Genomic DNA, 16865 nt, shown 5'->3' on the forward strand with positions numbered 1-16865 from the left:
GGGTGTCTAACCCTCCACGATGTCGGGGACGATGGTGGCGAGCGCCCGTTCGGCGAGCGCCCCGATGGTCAGGGCGGGGTTGGTGCACGCGGCGCTGCCGCCGGGGATGAGGGCGCCGTCGACGACGTAGAGGCCCGGATAGCCGTTCACCCGGCCGTACTCGTCGGTCGCGAGGCCGATGGGGACGCCGCCGCAGGGATGGCCGGTGAGGCTCGCGTCGATGGCCTCGATCGCCCCGTTGCCGAGCCGCTCGAACGTCGCGCGCGCCCCGTCGGCGATGACCGTCACGCCGGGGTCGCTCGCGGGCCAGGTCAGGTTCACCGTGTCGGTGCGCTCGTCGTAGGCGAACGAGCCCTTGGCCGGGCCGAGGCCCATGCCGATGAGGCCCATGAAGCCTTCCGGCATCCCCGCCTGGGGGATCGGCATGCAGGCCAGGGCGATGGGCGCGACGGGATTGTCGAGGTCCTCCAGCACGGCGCCCGCCGGGCCGCCCTCGCCCGGTCCCGTCGGGGGCAGGCCGCTCCTGATGATCACCAGGTCGCCGTTGGCTCCCCACCGCGTGCCCACCGCGTCGGCGAGCTTGGGCAGGGCGCCGATCTCGCGGGCCCGGACCAGGAGCCGCGTGGTGGCGACCGAGCCGGCGGCGAGGAAGAGGTGCCGGGTGTGGATGTCCCTGCGGGCGACCACGCGGCCGTTGTCGTCGATCTCGTTGACGGCGACCACGTAGCCCGTGCCGTTCTCGCGCACGTCGGTGACCTCGTGCAGCGGCAGGACCTCGACGTTGCCGGTGGCCTCGGCGCGCGGCAGGTAGGTCCGGTCGAGGCTGCGCTTGGCGCCGCTGTTGGATCCGTACCAGACCTGGCCGGCGATCAGCGAGGCGGGCACGTCTCCCGCGAGCTCGGCGCGGATGACGTCCCAGTCGAGCCCCAGTTCGAACAGGCGGGCGGTCATCCCGGCCGCGGCGGCCTCGTCCAGCAGCTCCCGCTGTCCCCGGTAGTGCTCGTCGGCGAGCACGTCCGCGGGCATGGTGGACACCCCGATCGCCGCGCGGACCTTCGGGTACCACACGTCGTCCATCTCGTCGTAGCCGAGCCAGGAGGGGAACACCCGGGCGAACAGGTCGCGCCTGGGCTGGTACAGCACGGTGTTGTACACCAGTGAGCCGCCGCCGACGCCGGCGCCCGCCAGCACGTCGATGCCGGCGCCCTTGATCCGGTCGAGCACCCCGGTGTACACGTCGATCGGCACGCCCTCCTGGGCGGGGGCGACGGTGACGGGGCTGAGCCAGGCCGCGCGGCCGTCGGGGGCGTCGTAGGTGGCGAAGGTGTCGTGCGCCTCGGTGACCGGCCAGCGGCGCCCGCGCTCCAGCACGATCGTCTGGACGCCGGCCTCGCCGAGCCGCAGCGCGGCGATCGCGCCGCCGAATCCGCTGCCGATGACCAGGGCCTCAGTGTCGCGCATTGCCGCCTCCCGCGATGAGCAGGGTGACCGGGTGGCCGGTTCTGAGGACCTCTTCCGCGAGGTCGCGGGGGGTCTTGCCGTCATGTCCGGCCAGGTGGAGCGGTGCTCCCGCCTGCACCAGGATCTCGGCGCATTCGGCGTAGCCGTGCCAGATGGCGTCGTGGAGCGGGCTGTAGCCGTTGGTGGCGCCCTGGAAGCCGAGGTCGATGCCCGGCCGGGTGACGAGCAGGCGGGTGATGTCGGCGTGCCCGTTGTAGACCGCCTTGTGCAGCGGGACGGCTCCGAACGTCGGCTCGACGGCGTTGACGTCGGCACCGGCGGCGAGCAGTTCGCCGACGATCTCGGTGTGCCCGTCGCGGCAGGCCACCAGGAGAGCGGTGTGCGCGTCGTTGAACCCGTTGACGACCGGCCAGCGGGTGTCCACCGGGAACCCGGCGGCCAGCAGTTCGCGCACCTTCGCGACGTCGCCCGCCGTCACGGCGTTCAGGAGCGCGTGATCGTGGGCGGCCGCGTCGTCGGCCTCCTGCCGGGCGCGCAGGAGCTTGTCGGACTCGATGAGCCGCTCCTTGCCGAAGGTGTTGACGTTGAGCTCGTACTGGAAGTGTTCCTTCAGCGAGAAGCCGTAGTGGGTGGAGAGGTTCAGGCCGGCGCCGCGGTCGAGGAGCACCTCGACGATCTGTGGCCATTTGAACCACAGGGCGTCCATCAGCGGCGTGTGGCCGGTCGTCGCCGCCACCGCGTCCACGAAGGCGCCCGCGTCGAGCAGGTCGCGCACCACCTGCGCGCTGCCGCCCTGGCAGGCCTTGTGCAGGGCGGTCGCCCCGGCCTTGGCGTCGGTGGTGAACACGTCGGCCCCCGCGTCGAGCAGCGCGCGCACGGCGGCGGCGTCGGCCCGGCCGGAAGCGATCATGAGGGCGTCGAGTCCGGTCTCGGGGTCGCGTTCGTCGGGATCGGCGCCGGCTGCCAGCAGGTCGCGGATCTCTCCGACGGCGCCGCGGCGTACCGCGGCGGTCAGGTCGCCTTTCATGTGCCACCTTTCGGTCAGGCATCCGTTGAGGTGGACAGTAGGCGCGGCCGCTTCCGGTGGCCATAATCGGCGGCTTTTCCCCCGGCACTTTGTCACATGGCGGCGCACGGCGAAGGGCTGCCGAGGATAAGCCGATATTTCTGGGATGCCATGTGACTTGACTTAAATTCCTGATTTAAGCCGCTATGTCGAGAAGTAATCGCATCTGCTTTGACGGTCGGCGAATACCGCTGCGATCCTCCGAATCAAGATCCTCTGCGAGAAAAAGGAGATCGCATGATCCACCAGTTCATCCTGGCGGCCCCGAAGCCAGGCATGACGACCCAGGAGTTCCAGGACTACTGGGTCAACGTGCACGCCGTGAAGTTCGCCGCCAAGATCCCGCAGATCAGGCGCTACCTCATCGACTCCCGCGTCCCGTTCGACGGGGACCGCGGCCGGCCGCCGCTTCCCCACCAGGGGATCGCGGAGATCTGGCTCGCAAGCGACGAGGAGCAGCTCGCCTCGCTCCAGACCGAGGAGTTCCTCCACGGAGCCAGGCTCGACGAGCCCAACTGGGCGGCCTTCTGGGCGACCATCGTGCTCGACACCGACGCGCACGAGATCGTCCCGGGCCCGCCGCTCACCGACACCGCGCCGTCCTGGGTCAAGGTGACGACGCTGATGAAGCGCAAGCCCGGCCTCTCGCTCGCCGACCACCGCCGGCGGACGCTGGAGGACTACGCGCCGGTGGTCAGCGGGCTCCCCGGACTCCGCCGTCACCTGCACGCGCACACCAGGGACGGCTACTACACCTTCGGCGAGGCGAGCTTCGACAGCGTCGAGCAGATCTGGTTCGACGACCTCGCCGCCGCCGCCGAGGCGCTGGCCGCGCCGTACTACGCCGACCAGGTCGCGCCGGCCCTCGACGCCGTCGCCGACCCCGCGCACGTGTTCTCCCTGGCCGCCCGGGAGAACTGGATCATCGGCCCGCAGGAGAAGCGATGAGCAGGAAGATTCTGGTGATCCTGTCCGAGCACGGGTACTGGGGCGAGGAGCTGCTCGGCCCGCTCACCCAGTTCGACCAGCGAGGATACGAGGTCACCTTCGCCACGCCCACCGGCGGCCGGGCCCACGCCCTGCCTCCCAGCATGGACCCCGCCTACTTCGACCCGCCGCTCGGCCGCTCGGTCACCACGCCCGAGGTGGCGAAGCTGACCCGCGAGCTCGACGAGTCGGACCGGCTGGACGCCCCTCTCGACCTCTCCGCGTGGGTGCCCGAGCGCCCGTACGTCAGCGACGACGGCTACCTGCGCGGCCTGGAGGCCTACAACAGGGCGGTCGCGAAGCTGGAGGAGGACATCGCCGGCTACGACACGATGCTGATCGTCGGCGGCAGCGGCCCGATCGTCGACCTGGCGAACAACGAGCGCGTCCACGCGCTGATCATGGCCTTCGTCCGGGCGGGCAAGCCGGTCGCCGCCGAATGCTACGGCGTCGCGTGCCTGGCCTTCGCGCGGGACTGGGAGGACCGCAAGAGCCTCATCTGGGGCAAGCACGTCACCGGCCACTGCAAGGAGTACGACTACAAGGACGGCACCGGCTTCCTCGGCACGGACTTCGTGATGGGGCCGCCGCCGTACCCGCTGGAGTACATCCTGCGCGACGCCACCGGACCCGAGGGCCGCTACCACGGCAACTTCGGCAAGGAGACCTCGGTCATCGTCGACTACCCGTTCATCACCGGCCGCTCGACGCCCGACTCGTTCCTCACCGGGCAGAAGATCGTCGAGACGCTGGAAGACGGTCTGCGCCGGTTCGGCTGGTGATGGGGTGATGGAGACCCGACGCGGCAACGAGGCGATCATCGAGCAGTTCCTCGCCGACGGCATCAAGTACATGTTCGGCAACCCCGGCACGGTCGAGCAGGGATTCCTCGACGCGCTGGAGAAGTACGAGGACTTCCGCTACATCCTCACGCTGCAGGAGACGGTCGCGGTGGGCATCGCCGACGGCTACGCCCGCGCCACCGGCGGCCCGGGTCTGGTCCAGCTGCACAGCGGGGTCGGACTCGGCAACGGGATAGGGATGCTGTACCAGGCCAAGCGCGGTCACACGCCGCTGGTCGTGGTGGCCGGCGAGTCCGGCGTCCGGTACGAGGCGATGGACGCCCAGATGGCGGCCGACCTGGTCGCCATGGCCCGTCCGGTCACCAAGTACGCCACCAGGGTGACCGACCCGTCCTCCGTGCTGCGTGTGCTCCGGCGCGCCGTCAAGATCGCCATGACGCCGCCGCGTGGCCCGGTCTTCGTGGCGCTTCCCCTCGACGTGCTCGACCAGCCCAACGACGAGCCGGTCCTGCCGTCCCTGCGGCCGCACACCGCGGTTGCGCCGACCGCCGAGCTGACGAAGGCGGCGGCGGCGCTGCTCTCGAGCGCCTCGGCGCCGCTCGTGCTGATGGGCGACGGTGTGGCCGCCTCGGGCGCCCAGGCCGAGCTGACCCGCGTGGCCGAACTGCTCGGCGCGGACGTGTGGGGGGTCGAGATGTCGGAGGTGTCCTTCGACGGACGCCACCCCCTTTACCGTGGCCAGCTCGGCCACATGTTCGGCGAGGTCAGCCGGGCCGCGGTTCGGCAGGCCGACGCCGTGCTCGTCGTCGGCACCTACCTGTTCCCCGAGGTCTTCCCCGACCTCGCCTCACCGTTCAGCCGGGGCGCCCGCATCGTGCACATCGACCTGGACGCCTACGAGATCGCGAAGAACCATCCGGTGACGCTGGGCCTGGTGGCCGATCCGAAGGCCACGCTGGGCGCGCTCGCGGCCGAGCTGGAAGCGTCGATGACCCCGGCGGACCGCGCGGCGGCCGGCGCGCGGCTGCGGAGGGGCGCCGAGCGCCCGCGTAGCCTCCCGGACGACGACTCGCTGCTGGCGGCCTTCGCCCGGCAGCTGGCCGAGCGCGCGCCGGAGGACCTGATGGTCTTCGACGAGAGCCTGACCGCGGCCGGCGTGCTGGGCGCCTACCTGCCGCCGCGGCTTCCGGGGCACTGGTTCCAGACCCGAGGGGGCTCGCTCGGGGTGGGCATCCCCGGTGCGATCGGGATGAAGCTCGCCCACCCCGGCAAGACCGTCATCGGCTTCACCGGTGACGGAGGGAGCATGTACACCTTCCAGGCGCTCGCCACCGCCGTCCGCGAGGGCATCGGCGCGAAGTTCGTCGTCTGCAACAACCGCGGCTACCGGCTGCTCGACCTGAACATCGAGCAGTACTGGCGCGAGCGCGACATCCCCCTCCACGCCTACCCGCGATCCTTCGACCTGGCCCATCCCGACCTCGGCTTCGTCGACATCGCCCGCGGGCTGGGCGTCGAGGCGATGCGGGTCGAGAAGCAGGGCCAGGTGGAGGAGGCCGTCGAGCGCCTCCTGTTCGACGATCGACCGTTCCTCATCGACCTCATCACGGAGTAGCCGTGGCCGACTCACGCGTCGCGATCCTCATGGAGAGCGACTACTACGAACCCGAGATCTTCTACTACCAGCGCAGGTTCGCCGAGGAGGGCATCTCGGCCGACTTCCTCACCCGGCTGTGGGGACAGGACTCCATCACCTTCACCGGCCACGAGTACCGCGCCCCGTTCACGGTCTCACTCAGCCTGGAGGACGTCGACCCGGCGGACTACGCGGCGATCATCGTGCCCTCGGGCATGGTGTCCGACCGGCTGCGCTACACCGAGGACGTGGACCGGCTCGCGCCGGCCACCGAACTGCTCCGCCGGGCCTTCGAGACGTCCGGCGTCATCAAAGGGATCATCTGCCACGGAATGTGGCTGGCCTCCTCCATCCCGTACGTCGTGCGCGGCCGCAAGATCGTCTGCCACAACAACCTCGTCGGCGACGTGCGGAACATGGGCGCGGAGTACGTCGACAAGGACGTGGTGGTCGACGGCGACCTGGTGACCGGGCGCTCGGGCCGGCACTGCCATCTGTTCGCGCGGACCCTCGTCGACCTGCTCACCCAGAAGGGCGAAACGCTATGAACTTCACCTTCTCCGACACCATCGCCGGCCGCGTCACCGCCTACGATCCGCAGGCGCGCACCGCCACCGTGGCGACCGCCGACGGGCGGGAGTTCCCCGTCTCGATGGACGGCGACCCTAGCGCCGAGCTGCTGCGCAACCTCGGGGAACCGTACACCGACGCCTCCGGGCAGCTCGACGACATGCTGGTGCCCGGGCGCTTCCTGTTCGCCTACGGCATCTTCTACCCGCACGGCGACACGCAGATCTTCGACGCCAAGCGCGTCATCTTCCTCGGCCGGCGTCCCGGCGAGTTCCGGTTCGAGGAGCCGAACTGGTGGGTCCGCCAGCTCCAGCAGATCGCGGCCTTCTACCGCAAGGCCCAGTTCGGCGACGGCCCGGCCGACTTCGCGGAGTACCGCACCATGATCAGGCTGGGCGGCGAGAAGACCGGCAGCCACGTGCAGGAGACCGACACCATCTCGCGGCTGGTCTACGGCATGGCCTCGGCGTACATGCTCACCGGGGACGACTCCTACCTGGAGGTCGCCGAGCGCGGCACGGAGTACCTGCGGGCCAACCTGCGCTTCGTCGACGCCGACGAGGACATCGTCTACTGGTACCACGGGCTGCGGATCGACGGGGACATCCAGCGCAAGCTGTTCACCTCGGAGTTCTCCGACGACTACGACGCCATTCCGATGTACGAGCAGATCTACGCGCTCGCCGGGCCCGTCCAGACCTACCGGATCACCGGCGACCCGCGGATCAAGAGCGACGCCGACGCGACGCTGCGCCTGTTCGACAGGTTCTTCCTGGACCGGGAGAGCGGCGGCTACTTCTCGCACATCGACCCGATCCTGCTCAGCCCCGACCACGAGTCGCTCGGCGAGAACCGCGCCAGGAAGAACTGGAACTCGGTCGGCGACCACGCGCCCGCGTACCTCATCAACCTGTACCTCGCCACCGGCGACCCGCGCTACGCGAAGTTCCTCGAGTACACCTTCGACACCATCGTCGAGCACTTCCCCGACGACAAGAACAGCCCGTTCGTCCAGGAGCGGTTCCACCGGGACTGGTCGCACGACACCACCCACGGGTGGCAGCGCAACCGCGCGGTCGTGGGACACAACCTGAAGATCGCCTGGAACCTCATGCGGATGAACGCGCTGAAGCCCAAGGCCGAGTACTCCGAGCTCGCCACGCACATCGGCGACATCATGCCGCCGATCGGCGGCGACCGGCAGCGCGGCGGCTGGTACGACGTGGTCGAGCGGCTCCGCAGGGAAGGCGAGGACCGCTTCCGGTTCGTCTGGCACGACCGCAAGGCCTGGTGGCAGCAGGAGCAGGCCGTCCTGGCCTACCTCATCCTGTTCGGCATCACCCGGCAGGACCGCTTCAAGGACGAGGCGCGCGGGGCGGAGTCCTTCTACAACGCCTTCTTCCTGGACCACGACGAGGGCGCCGTCTACTTCAACGTGCTCGCCAACGGCCTGCCGTACCTCCTCGGAACCGAGCGGCTCAAGGGCAGCCACTCGATGAGCATGTACCACTCCTCCGAGCTGTGCTTCCTGGCGGCGGTCTACAACAACCTGCTCATCAACGGCAAGTCGATGGACCTGCACTTCAAGCCCGACCCCGACGGGTTCGCCGACCGGATCCTGCGCGTCGCGCCCGACCTGCTGCCGGCCGGCTCGGTCCGGATCGGCGCGGTGGAGATCGACGGCGAGCCGTACGGCGACTACGACGCGGGCGCGCTCACCGTCCGGCTGCCCGAGGCGGCGGGACGCGTGAAGGTCAAGGTCAGGGTGGAGGCGACCCGATGACGGTCAACGTCAGCACGCGAACGGCGGACGGCGTCACCGTCGCCCGCGTCGAAGGGGAGATCACCAGCACCACGGCCCCCGGCGTGCAGGACCGGCTGCTGCCGCTCGTCGGCGGCTCAGGCAGGCTGCTCATCGACTTCTCGGCGGTGCCGTACGTGTCCAGTGCCGGCCTGCGGATGCTGCTGATCCTCTACCGGCGGGCGGAGCAGGCGCAGACGGGCGTCGTCCTCGGCGGCCTGTCGGAAGAGGTGCGGTTCGTGATGTCCGCGACGGGGTTCCTCGGCTTCTTCGAGATCGCCGACGACCTCGGAAGCGAGATGGGAAGCGTGCGACCGTGACCGCCGAGCGCATCGACGACTTCCCGACGCGGCAGATCGCCGGGTACCGCGTCCGGCGGGGCAGGCCCTTTCCGCACGGTGCCACCCTGGTGCCGGGCGGGGTCAACTTCTCGGTCTTCTCCGACGGCGCCACCGCGATGACGCTGGTGCTGTTCGAGCGCGGCGCCGCCGAGCCGATGCAAGAGCTGCCGTTCCCGCCCGGATACCGGATCGGCAGCGTCTTCACCATGACGGTGTTCGGGCTGGACCTGGAGAGCCTGGAGTACGGATTCCGCGCCGACGGCCCGTTCGACCCGGTGAGGGGGGACAGGTTCGACCGGAACGCGATCCTCGCCGACCCGCACGCGCTGCTGCTGTCCGGTCGCGACACCTGGGGGGTCCCGCCGGACTGGTCCAGGCCCTACCAGTACCGGTCGATGATCGCCCTGGAGGACTTCGACTGGCAGGACGACGCGCCGCTGCGCACCCCCACCGAGGACCTCGTCATCTACGAGACGCACGTCCGCGGCTTCACCCGGCATCCCTCCTCGGGGGTGCCGGCGCCGGGCACCTACGCCGGGCTGCGCGCGAAGATCCCCTACCTGCGCGAGCTGGGGATCAACTGCGTGGAGCTGATGCCGATCTTCGAGTTCGACGAGTTCGACAACGGGCGCGTCAACCCCGGGACCGGCGAGCGGCTGCACAACTACTGGGGCTACAACACCATCGGCTTCTTCGCCCCGAAGGCCGGCTACGCCGCGACCGGTGCGTACGGCATGCAGGCCGACGAGTTCAAGGCGCTCGTCAAGGACCTGCACAAGGCCGGGATCGAGGTGCTGCTGGACGTGGTGTTCAACCACACCGCGGAGGGCAACGAGCACGGCCCCACGATCTCGTTCAAGGGCCTGGACAACGCCACCTACTACATGCTCACCCCCGAGGGGTATTACTACAACTTCAGCGGCACCGGGAACACCGTCAACTGCAACCACCCCGTGGTGCGCGACTTCGTGCTCACCTGCCTGCGCCACTGGGTGGCGGAGTACCACGTCGACGGGTTCCGCTTCGACCTGGCCGCGATCCTCGACCGCGGCCCCGACGGGACCCCGCTGCCCAACCCGCCGCTGCTGGAGCAGCTCGCCTACGACCCCATCCTGCGGCACACCAAGCTCATCGCCGAGGCGTGGGACGCCGGAGGGCTCTACCAGGTGGGCCACTTCCCGAACTACGGCCGCTGGTCGGAGTGGAACGGCAAGTACCGCGACGTGCTGCGCCGGTTCCTCAAGGGCGACGAGGGCACCGTGGGGGAGCTGGCCGCCAGGGTCGCCGGCTCACCCGACCTGTACGGCGGGCGCGGGCCCGCCGCCTCGGTCAACTTCATCACCGCGCACGACGGGTTCACCCTCAACGACCTGGTGTCCTACAACGACAAGCACAACGAGGCCAACGGCGAAGGCAACGCCGACGGCGCCAACGACAACAACAGCTGGAACTGCGGGGTCGAAGGCCCGACGTCCGACCCGGAGGTCAACGCGCTCCGTCTGCGGCAGATGAAGAACGCGCTCGCGATCCTGCTCGTCAGTCAGGGCGTCCCCATGCTGCTCGCCGGCGACGAGGCCGGCCGCACGCAGCTCGGGAACAACAACACCTACTGCCAGGACAACGAGCTGTCGTGGTTCGACTGGACGCTGGTGGACACCAGCGCCGAGCTGCTGCGGTTCGCCCGGCAGATGATCGGCTTCCGGCACGCCCACCCGATCCTGCGCGAGGCCAGGCACCCGCTCGGCGTCGACTTCTCCGGGGTGGGCCTGCCGGACGTGAGCTGGCACGGCGTGCGGCCCTGGGAGCCCGACTGGTCGCCCGGCAGCAGGCTGCTGGCCATGATGCGCTGCGGGCGGAACGCCGCGGGGACCAAGGACCACGTCTACGTGGCGATGAACTCCCACTGGGAGGGCCACGACCTGGAACTGCCCGAGCTGTCCGGCGGCGTCTGGCGGATCTTCGCCGACACCGGCGCCGCCGCGCCGTACGACATCCACGAGCCGGGCACCGAACCGATGCCCGGCCACCCACGGCGCCACCACATCGCACCGCGCTCGGTCGTGATCCTGACCGGCTCCGACGACTAGGAGAAGACAGTGGCATTCACCGCAACCCTCAGCAGCGGCTCCGGCGCCGCGACCATCCATCTGGCCGGCGAGCTCGACGCCTCGACCGCGCCCGACTTCCACGAGGCCATCGACGACGCCGTGGCGACGGGCGCCGGCCGCCTGGTGATCGACGCGTCCGAGTTGACCTACATCGCCAGCGCGGGCCTGCGGGCCCTGGTGTTCGCACGGCAGAAGGTCGCCGAGGACGTCGTGATCGCCATCACCGGCGTCACCGAGCCCGTCCTGAAGGTCATCCGGATGGCCGGGCTCGACCACGGCTTCGCGATCGCCACCTCGTGAGCCCGCCGTGCCCCGGATCTCAGCGTCCCTCGACTCGCTCGACCAGGTGGCGGGTTACGTGCTGACGCTCGCCGAGCGCGCGGGCCTGCCCTCCTGCCTCACCGACCGGTTGCGACTGGCGGCCGACGAGCTGGCCACCAACATCGTGGTCCACGGTTACGGCGAGGCCGGGGGCGAGTTCGCGGTCGAAGGCGGCATGGACGGCGACTCCGTCTGGGTCAGGTTCGAGGACGACGCACGGCCCTTCGACCCTCGGGCCGGGCTCCGCTGCCCGGAGTACGGGGTGCCGTTCGGACAGCGCCGCATCGGCGGCCTCGGGGTTTACCTGGCCCTGACCGCCGTGGACGGCTTCACCTACCGGCGCGTCGCGGGACGCAACATCAGCACGCTGCGGATCCTCAGGGATGGAGCACATGAAAAAGACCAGCGTACTTGTGCTGGATGACGGTCCCGAGCCGCCGCAGGATCTGCGGCGGGCACTGGAGGAGGCGGGGGCCCGGGTGCGGGTCCACACGCCGGCCGACGTGCTCGCCGCCGAGCCGGTGCCGGTCGTGGACGTCCTCCTGGCCTCGGCCGAGGTGCCGCCGAACATCGTCCGCGCCGTCGCCAGGCGGATGGACGCGCAGGGCCTGCGACCCACGGTGCTCGCCTACACCGAGCACGACTTCGGCGCACTCGAAGGCCATGTCCACAGCGGGTCCGACTACCTGATGCCCCCCTTCCTGACCTCGCTCGTCCGCGCGCGGCTCGGCAGCTGCCGCGAGCAGGCGGAGCTGAGCCGCGCGCTGAGCGAGGCCGGAGGCGAGGCCGATCTGCTCCGGTACGAGCGGGAGCTGGAGATCGGCAGGGAGATCCAGCTCGGCTTCCTGCCGGAGTCGCTGCCGACACCGGCCGGCTGGGGGATCGATGTCCGCTACCGCCCGGCCAGAACCGTCGCCGGCGACTTCTACGACGTGTTCGAGCTGGTCAACCGGCGCCGCCTCGGCCTGGTCGTCGCCGATGTGTGCGACAAGGGAGTGGGCGCCGCGCTGTTCATGGCGCTCATCCGCAGCCTGCTGCGGCACACCGCCGAGCACGGCGGGATCCACAGCCTGAAGACCGTCGACATGCCGGCCCGGCACGACGCGCGCACGGTGCCCATGGTCGGCGCCGCCACCCTGCTGAACGCCGTCGAGGCGACCAACGACTACCTGACGCGCAACCACGTCCATCAGGGCTACTTCGCGACCATGTTCTTCGCGGTGCTGGACCCGGTCACCGGCAGCCTCGTGTACATCAACGGGGGGCACAATCCGCCCGTACTGGTCCGCGCGGCGGGCGGGACCCCGTCGACCCTCGACCCGACGGGACCGGCGGTCGGCGTCATCCGGGACTCGACGTTCACACTGGGCCACGCCCACCTGGACCCGGGGGACGTGCTGTTCATCTACACCGACGGGGTGACCGAGGCTCGCGCCCCCGACCGGGAGTTCTTCGGGGAGGACAGGATGCTGGACGTGCTGTGCGACGGCGCCGGCTCGGGGGACGACCTGCTGCGGCGGATCGACGGCGCGCTGACGGGATTCGTCGGCACCGCCGAGCAGTCGGACGACATCACCATGATGGCCGTCCACCGGACCGGTGCCTGATGGCCCGCGTCATCACCATGCACTCCTACCGGGGAGGCACCGGCAAGTCGAGCACGGCGGCGAACATGGGACTGCTCCTCGCCGCCGAGGGCCTGCGGGTCGGCATCCTGGACACCGACATCCAGTCGCCGGCCGTGGACACGATCTTCGGCGTCCCGCCCGGCGCCGCCACGTGCACGTTCGCGGACTACCTGGTGGGCCGCTGCGAGATCGAGGAAGCCGTCAGGCCCGTGCCGGGCCAGGACCTGTTCATCGTCCCGAGCAGGACGGGCCTGTCCGCGATCAACGAGATCATGGCGGACGGCTACGACGTCGGGCTGCTGAACGAGGCGGTCACCCGTCTCGTCGCGGCCTTCCGCCCGGACGTGCTGCTCCTGGACACCCACACGGGCATCAACACCGAGACCGTCATGGCGGTGGCCGGCTCGGACGCGCTGGTCATCGTCACCCGGGCCCACCGGCTCGACCTGGCGGGCGCGGCGGAGAGCGTCGCCCTCGCCGACCGGCTCGGCTGCGGGCAGCGGGCCGTGGTGGTGAACATGGTGCCCGAGGGGACGCCCGACGCCGACCTGGTGCCGCGGGTGGAGAAGGCCTACGGCTCCCCGGTCACCGCCGTGCTCCCGTACGTCCCGGAGATGGCCGAGCTCGCCGGCGAGCACGTCTTCGTCACCGCCCACCCCCGGCACGCGCTGGTCGCGGGATACCGGGAGATCAACTCCGTCGTGCTGGGGGACGCGGGCTGAGAACAGCGTGCGACGTGTACCACCGGTCGGCGCCGCCCGGCTTGACAGCCGACTTGACACAGTCGCCACGCATGCGTGTCGATCGCCCGCGCCTGAGGGTAACGTGACGAAAAGTGAACGCTTGATGGCTCCTTCGGCCTGAACGCGAGAGAGACGAGACCGTGAGTTTCCTTCTCAGGCGCGACGATTCACTGTTCGGCAACGCGTGTCCCCTTCCCCGGGCGCTGGGCGAGTTCGATCTGCGGCGCATCCGCGCGGGCCGGCACCAGCGGCTCTGGCAGGTGCTCGGGGCGCGCACCACGGCCGCCGGCACGACCTTCGCGGTGCTGGCCCCGAACGCGCGGGACGTCCGGGTGGTGGGCGACTTCAACGACTGGCGGGGCGAGGCCCACCGCATGAGGCCGGCGGGCTCCTCCGGTGTCTGGGAGCTGTTCGTTCCCGGCGTCGGCGACGGCTGCCGCTACAAGTACGAGATCCTCGGGCCGGACGACCGATGGCGGCAGAAGGCCGATCCGATGGCCTCGGCGTCGGAGTGCCCTCCGGCCACCGCGTCGGTCGTGTTCACCTCCCGCCACCGCTGGGGGGACGCCCGGTGGACGGCGGCCCGGGCCGGAACGGCGGCTCACGAGCAGCCGATGAGCATCTACGAGGTGCACCTCGGCTCCTGGCGGCCGGGCCTTGGCTACCGGGAGCTCGCCGAGGTGTTACCCGGATACGTCGCCGGCCTCGGCTTCACCCACGTGGAGATCCTGCCCGTGGCGGAGCACGTCTCGGACGACCACCTGCCCACCGGGCTCTACGCGCCCACCGCCAGGTACGGCAACCCTGACGACTTCCGGTACCTGGTGGACCGGCTCCACCAGGCGGGCGTGGGCGTCGTCCTCGACTGGACGCCGCTGCGCTTCGCCGCCGACGACTGGGCGCTCGGCCGCTTCGACGGAACACCTCTGTACGAGAGGGACGGGGACGAGCCGGCGGGGGGCTCCGGGGACGGTCACGGGGATGCCGGGGACGGTCATGGGGGCGCCGGGGATGGTCCGGGGGATGCCGGGGATGGTCCGGGGGACGCCGGAGGATCGCTCGCCTTCGACCACCGCAGCCGCCGCGTACGCAACTTCCTGCTGGCCAACGCGCTCTACTGGTGCTCGGAGTTCCACATCGACGGGCTGCGAACGGTCGGCGACCCGCGCCATCGCGACGACGACGCCGTCGCGTCCTTCCTTCGCGAGGTCAACTCGGCCGTCCACTGCCTGAACCCCGGCGTGGTGACGGTCGCGGAGGGGACGGCCGCGGGGGGCGGGATGGCGCCCTCCACCGGCTCCGGCGGCCCCGGCTTCGATCTGCGATGGAACACCGGCTGGACGGAGGACTGCCTCAGCTACCTGGCGAGGGATCCGGTCTACCGGAGGTACCACCACGGAGAGATCACGTTCTCCATGGTCTACGCCTACTCCGAGCACTACATCCTGCCGATCTCCCATCTGACCGGATCACTGTCGGCCAAGCTGCCCGGCGACCACTGGCGGCGGCGGGCCGGCCTGCGGGGATTCCTCGCCTTCATGTGGGCCCATCCGGGCAAGCAACTGCTGTTCATGGGCCAGGAGTTCGCGCAGGAGGAGGAGTGGTGCCGTCTCCGCGGCCTGCGCTGGGACACCGCCGACGAGGGGGTCCGCGACCTTGTCCGCGATCTGAACTCGGCCTACCTCCGGTTCCCGGCGCTCTGGCGGCTGGACTCCTCTCCCGAGGGGTTCCGGTGGATCGCCCCGGACGCGGCGGAGGAGAACATCGTGGCCTTCCTGCGCTATGACGCCGACGGCAGGCCGATGGCGTGCGTGTGCAACTTCTCTCCCGTGGTCCGTGCGGAATTCAGGATCGGCCTGCCCTTCCCTGGCCGGTGGAACGAGGTGCTCAACACCGACGCCTCTCCCTACGGGGGGAGCGGCGTGGGCAATCTCGGCGGGGTCGAGGCGACGGCCACTCCCTGGCACTGCTGCGCGGCCAGCGCGTCCTTGGTGCTGCCGCCGCTGGCGACCGTCTGGTTCCGGCCCGGTTGTGACAAAGTCACCGCACCCTGAGGCAAAAAAACCGCACGGGCGGTATTGTTTTCCTCGTACCCCTTAAGGGGTCGTGCCTTCCTGTGAACTCTGGGCACGGGGCGCAGACTGAGGGGGTCGCCCGTGAGTGTCGAAACATTCGCTTCCGAACAGGAGAACATCACATCTGAGTTCTTCGCCCGGTTCTGCGGCATCGTGTTCTCCTCGCTGAAGCGGCGCGACCAGCGTCGATGGGCACGGTTGTACATACGGGGGCTGCTGTCGATCGAGGGACGCAAGACGATGCGGGGAATCGCGTCCCTGGAGAGCGAGCCTGCCGTCGAGCAGAGCCTGCAGCAGTTCATCAGCCAGTCACCGTGGGCCTGGATCTCCGTCAGGCGCACCCTGGCCGGCTACCTGGAGCAGGCCATCCGCCCGATCGCGCTCGTCGCCGAGCCGCTGGTGATCCCCAAGTCGGGAGAGCACTCCGTCGGCGTGGAGCGCCGATTCGTCCAGAAGCTCGGCCGTCTGGCCAACTGCCAGCAGGTCCTGGGCGTCTGGCTGGCGTCCGAGCAGGCGGCCTTCCCGATCGACTGGCGGCTCATCCTGCCGGAGAGCTGGACCGACGATCCCGGCCGCCGGCGGCGAGCGGGCATCCCGGACGAGGAGGTGAGCCTCACCGTGGAAGAGTGCGCCGCCGAGGTGGTCGCCGACATCATCAAGGTGTGGGGGCTGAAGCCGCGCCCGGTCGTGATGGACGCACGGGAGATCGACATCGGCAGGCTGATCTTCGAGTTGTCGGCCAGGGGAGTCCCCTTCGTGCTCCGGGTGCACGACTCGACCCCGGTGAGCCCGTCCGACCCGAGGGTCCCGATGGGCATGGGCCGCCGCATCGAGGCCGGTCAGCTCATCGACGCGCTCCGCGACGTGAGCCGCATCGTCGAATCCCGCAGACCCGTGACCGGCGGCGCGGCCGCGGCGCCGCACACCGCCGTGGTCGTCACCGCCCGGGTTCACACGCCGTTCCGCTCGGCGACGGCCAAGGACGAACCCTCGACGCTCACCATGCTCGGGGCCTGGACAGGGCCTGAACAGCGCTCGGTCGCCGTGTGGCTGTCCAACATCACCAAGATGCCGCCGGCGGCACTGCTGCGAATCGCCCAGACGGCCGAGCGGGTGGCCTGGGACCGCGCCGGAGTGACCCATCGCCTCGGGCTGCGCGACTTCGAGGGCAGATCGTTCCGCGGATGGCATCACCACGTCACGCTGGTGTCCGCCGCGCACGCCTTCTGGATGCTGCTGTCAGGTGGCCGCGACCAGCGCCTGTTCCCGGTGACCGCCATGCCGGCCGTGCACGGCGGCCGGACCTCCCGCACGGCCTGACGGCT

The 16865-nt window shown here is 70.2% G+C and carries 15 protein-coding genes; 13 read left to right on the top strand and 2 right to left on the bottom strand.

Annotated elements, in window-relative coordinates:
• Window positions 1-6: 6 nt before the first annotated feature.
• Together MYF83_RS20805 and MYF83_RS20810 are read right to left on the bottom strand one after the other, a co-directional pair.
• Window positions 7-1461, bottom strand: a complete 1455-nt coding sequence (locus MYF83_RS20805) for a GMC family oxidoreductase N-terminal domain-containing protein (protein WP_248962177.1) — start codon at window positions 1459-1461, stop codon at window positions 7-9.
• Window positions 1448-2488, bottom strand: a complete 1041-nt coding sequence (locus MYF83_RS20810) for an ankyrin repeat domain-containing protein (protein WP_248962178.1) — start codon at window positions 2486-2488, stop codon at window positions 1448-1450. The genes MYF83_RS20805 and MYF83_RS20810 overlap by 14 nt, the downstream gene beginning before the upstream one ends.
• Window positions 2489-2764: 276 nt before the next feature.
• On the opposite strand from MYF83_RS20810, the gene MYF83_RS20815 reads away from it, so the two are divergent.
• The 13 genes from MYF83_RS20815 to MYF83_RS20875 all read left to right on the top strand — a co-directional run bounded on the left by MYF83_RS20815 (window position 2765) and on the right by MYF83_RS20875 (window position 16860).
• A complete protein-coding gene (locus MYF83_RS20815; protein ID WP_248962179.1) occupies window positions 2765-3475 on the top strand; it encodes an EthD domain-containing protein in 711 nt (236 codons plus the stop codon).
• Window positions 3472-4296 (top strand): type 1 glutamine amidotransferase domain-containing protein, encoded by an 825-nt coding sequence (locus tag MYF83_RS20820; RefSeq protein WP_248962180.1) that lies wholly within the window; start codon window positions 3472-3474, stop codon window positions 4294-4296. Before MYF83_RS20815 ends, MYF83_RS20820 begins: the two co-directional genes overlap by 4 nt.
• A 7-nt stretch (window positions 4297-4303) precedes the next feature.
• Complete coding sequence (locus MYF83_RS20825) at window positions 4304-5932, top strand: thiamine pyrophosphate-binding protein (RefSeq protein ID WP_248962181.1); 1629 nt, start codon at window positions 4304-4306, stop codon at window positions 5930-5932.
• Window positions 5933-5934: 2 nt separating this feature from the next.
• Window positions 5935-6501, top strand: coding sequence for a DJ-1/PfpI family protein (locus MYF83_RS20830; protein WP_248962182.1), 567 nt, complete (start codon window positions 5935-5937; stop codon window positions 6499-6501).
• Window positions 6498-8306 (top strand): AGE family epimerase/isomerase, encoded by a 1809-nt coding sequence (locus tag MYF83_RS20835; protein ID WP_248962183.1) that lies wholly within the window; start codon window positions 6498-6500, stop codon window positions 8304-8306. The genes MYF83_RS20830 and MYF83_RS20835 overlap by 4 nt, the downstream gene beginning before the upstream one ends.
• Window positions 8303-8644, top strand: a complete 342-nt coding sequence (locus tag MYF83_RS20840; RefSeq protein ID WP_248962184.1) for an STAS domain-containing protein — start codon at window positions 8303-8305, stop codon at window positions 8642-8644. The genes MYF83_RS20835 and MYF83_RS20840 overlap by 4 nt, the downstream gene beginning before the upstream one ends.
• Window positions 8641-10752 (top strand): glycogen debranching protein GlgX, encoded by a 2112-nt coding sequence (gene glgX, locus MYF83_RS20845; protein ID WP_248962185.1) that lies wholly within the window; start codon window positions 8641-8643, stop codon window positions 10750-10752. The genes MYF83_RS20840 and glgX overlap by 4 nt, the downstream gene beginning before the upstream one ends.
• 9 nt (window positions 10753-10761) lie before the next feature.
• The gene (locus MYF83_RS20850) at window positions 10762-11073 is read left to right on the top strand and encodes an STAS domain-containing protein (protein WP_248962186.1); all 312 of its coding nucleotides are present in this window, start codon (window positions 10762-10764) and stop codon (window positions 11071-11073) included.
• 7 nt (window positions 11074-11080) lie between these two features.
• Entirely contained in the window at window positions 11081-11518 is a 438-nt protein-coding gene (locus MYF83_RS20855) for an ATP-binding protein (protein ID WP_248962187.1), read from the top strand.
• Window positions 11487-12701: a PP2C family protein-serine/threonine phosphatase gene (locus tag MYF83_RS20860; RefSeq protein WP_248962188.1), complete on the top strand. Its 1215-nt coding sequence runs from the start codon at window positions 11487-11489 to the stop codon at window positions 12699-12701. The genes MYF83_RS20855 and MYF83_RS20860 overlap by 32 nt, the downstream gene beginning before the upstream one ends.
• On the top strand, window positions 12701-13444 hold the full coding sequence (locus tag MYF83_RS20865) for a MinD/ParA family ATP-binding protein (protein ID WP_248962189.1): 744 nt from the start codon (window positions 12701-12703) through the stop codon (window positions 13442-13444). The genes MYF83_RS20860 and MYF83_RS20865 overlap by 1 nt, the downstream gene beginning before the upstream one ends.
• 161 nt (window positions 13445-13605) lie before the next feature.
• The gene (locus MYF83_RS20870; RefSeq protein WP_248962190.1) at window positions 13606-15519 is read left to right on the top strand and encodes an alpha amylase C-terminal domain-containing protein; all 1914 of its coding nucleotides are present in this window, start codon (window positions 13606-13608) and stop codon (window positions 15517-15519) included.
• A 102-nt stretch (window positions 15520-15621) separates the two neighbouring features.
• Window positions 15622-16860 (top strand): IS701 family transposase, encoded by a 1239-nt coding sequence (locus MYF83_RS20875; RefSeq protein ID WP_248962191.1) that lies wholly within the window; start codon window positions 15622-15624, stop codon window positions 16858-16860.
• Window positions 16861-16865: the final 5 nt, after the last annotated feature.

The sequence above is a fragment of the Sphaerisporangium perillae genome, from assembly GCF_023276435.1.
In the GTDB taxonomy this organism is placed as follows: Bacteria; Actinomycetota; Actinomycetes; order Streptosporangiales; family Streptosporangiaceae; genus Sphaerisporangium; species Sphaerisporangium perillae.

What these genes read in the sequence shown, in the direction of transcription:
- MYF83_RS20805 (WP_248962177.1), bottom strand. Translation starts at nt 1,461, where the DNA reads ATGCGCGACACTGAGGCCCTGGTCATCGGCAGCGGATTCGGCGGCGCG.
- MYF83_RS20825 (WP_248962181.1), top strand. Translation starts at nt 4,304, where the DNA reads ATGGAGACCCGACGCGGCAACGAGGCGATCATCGAGCAGTTCCTCGCC.
- MYF83_RS20840 (WP_248962184.1), top strand. Translation starts at nt 8,303, where the DNA reads ATGACGGTCAACGTCAGCACGCGAACGGCGGACGGCGTCACCGTCGCC.
- MYF83_RS20815 (WP_248962179.1), top strand. Translation starts at nt 2,765, where the DNA reads ATGATCCACCAGTTCATCCTGGCGGCCCCGAAGCCAGGCATGACGACC.
- MYF83_RS20865 (WP_248962189.1), top strand. Translation starts at nt 12,701, where the DNA reads ATGGCCCGCGTCATCACCATGCACTCCTACCGGGGAGGCACCGGCAAG.
- MYF83_RS20835 (WP_248962183.1), top strand. Translation starts at nt 6,498, where the DNA reads ATGAACTTCACCTTCTCCGACACCATCGCCGGCCGCGTCACCGCCTAC.
- MYF83_RS20820 (WP_248962180.1), top strand. Translation starts at nt 3,472, where the DNA reads ATGAGCAGGAAGATTCTGGTGATCCTGTCCGAGCACGGGTACTGGGGC.
- MYF83_RS20860 (WP_248962188.1), top strand. Translation starts at nt 11,487, where the DNA reads ATGAAAAAGACCAGCGTACTTGTGCTGGATGACGGTCCCGAGCCGCCG.
- MYF83_RS20810 (WP_248962178.1), bottom strand. Translation starts at nt 2,488, where the DNA reads ATGAAAGGCGACCTGACCGCCGCGGTACGCCGCGGCGCCGTCGGAGAG.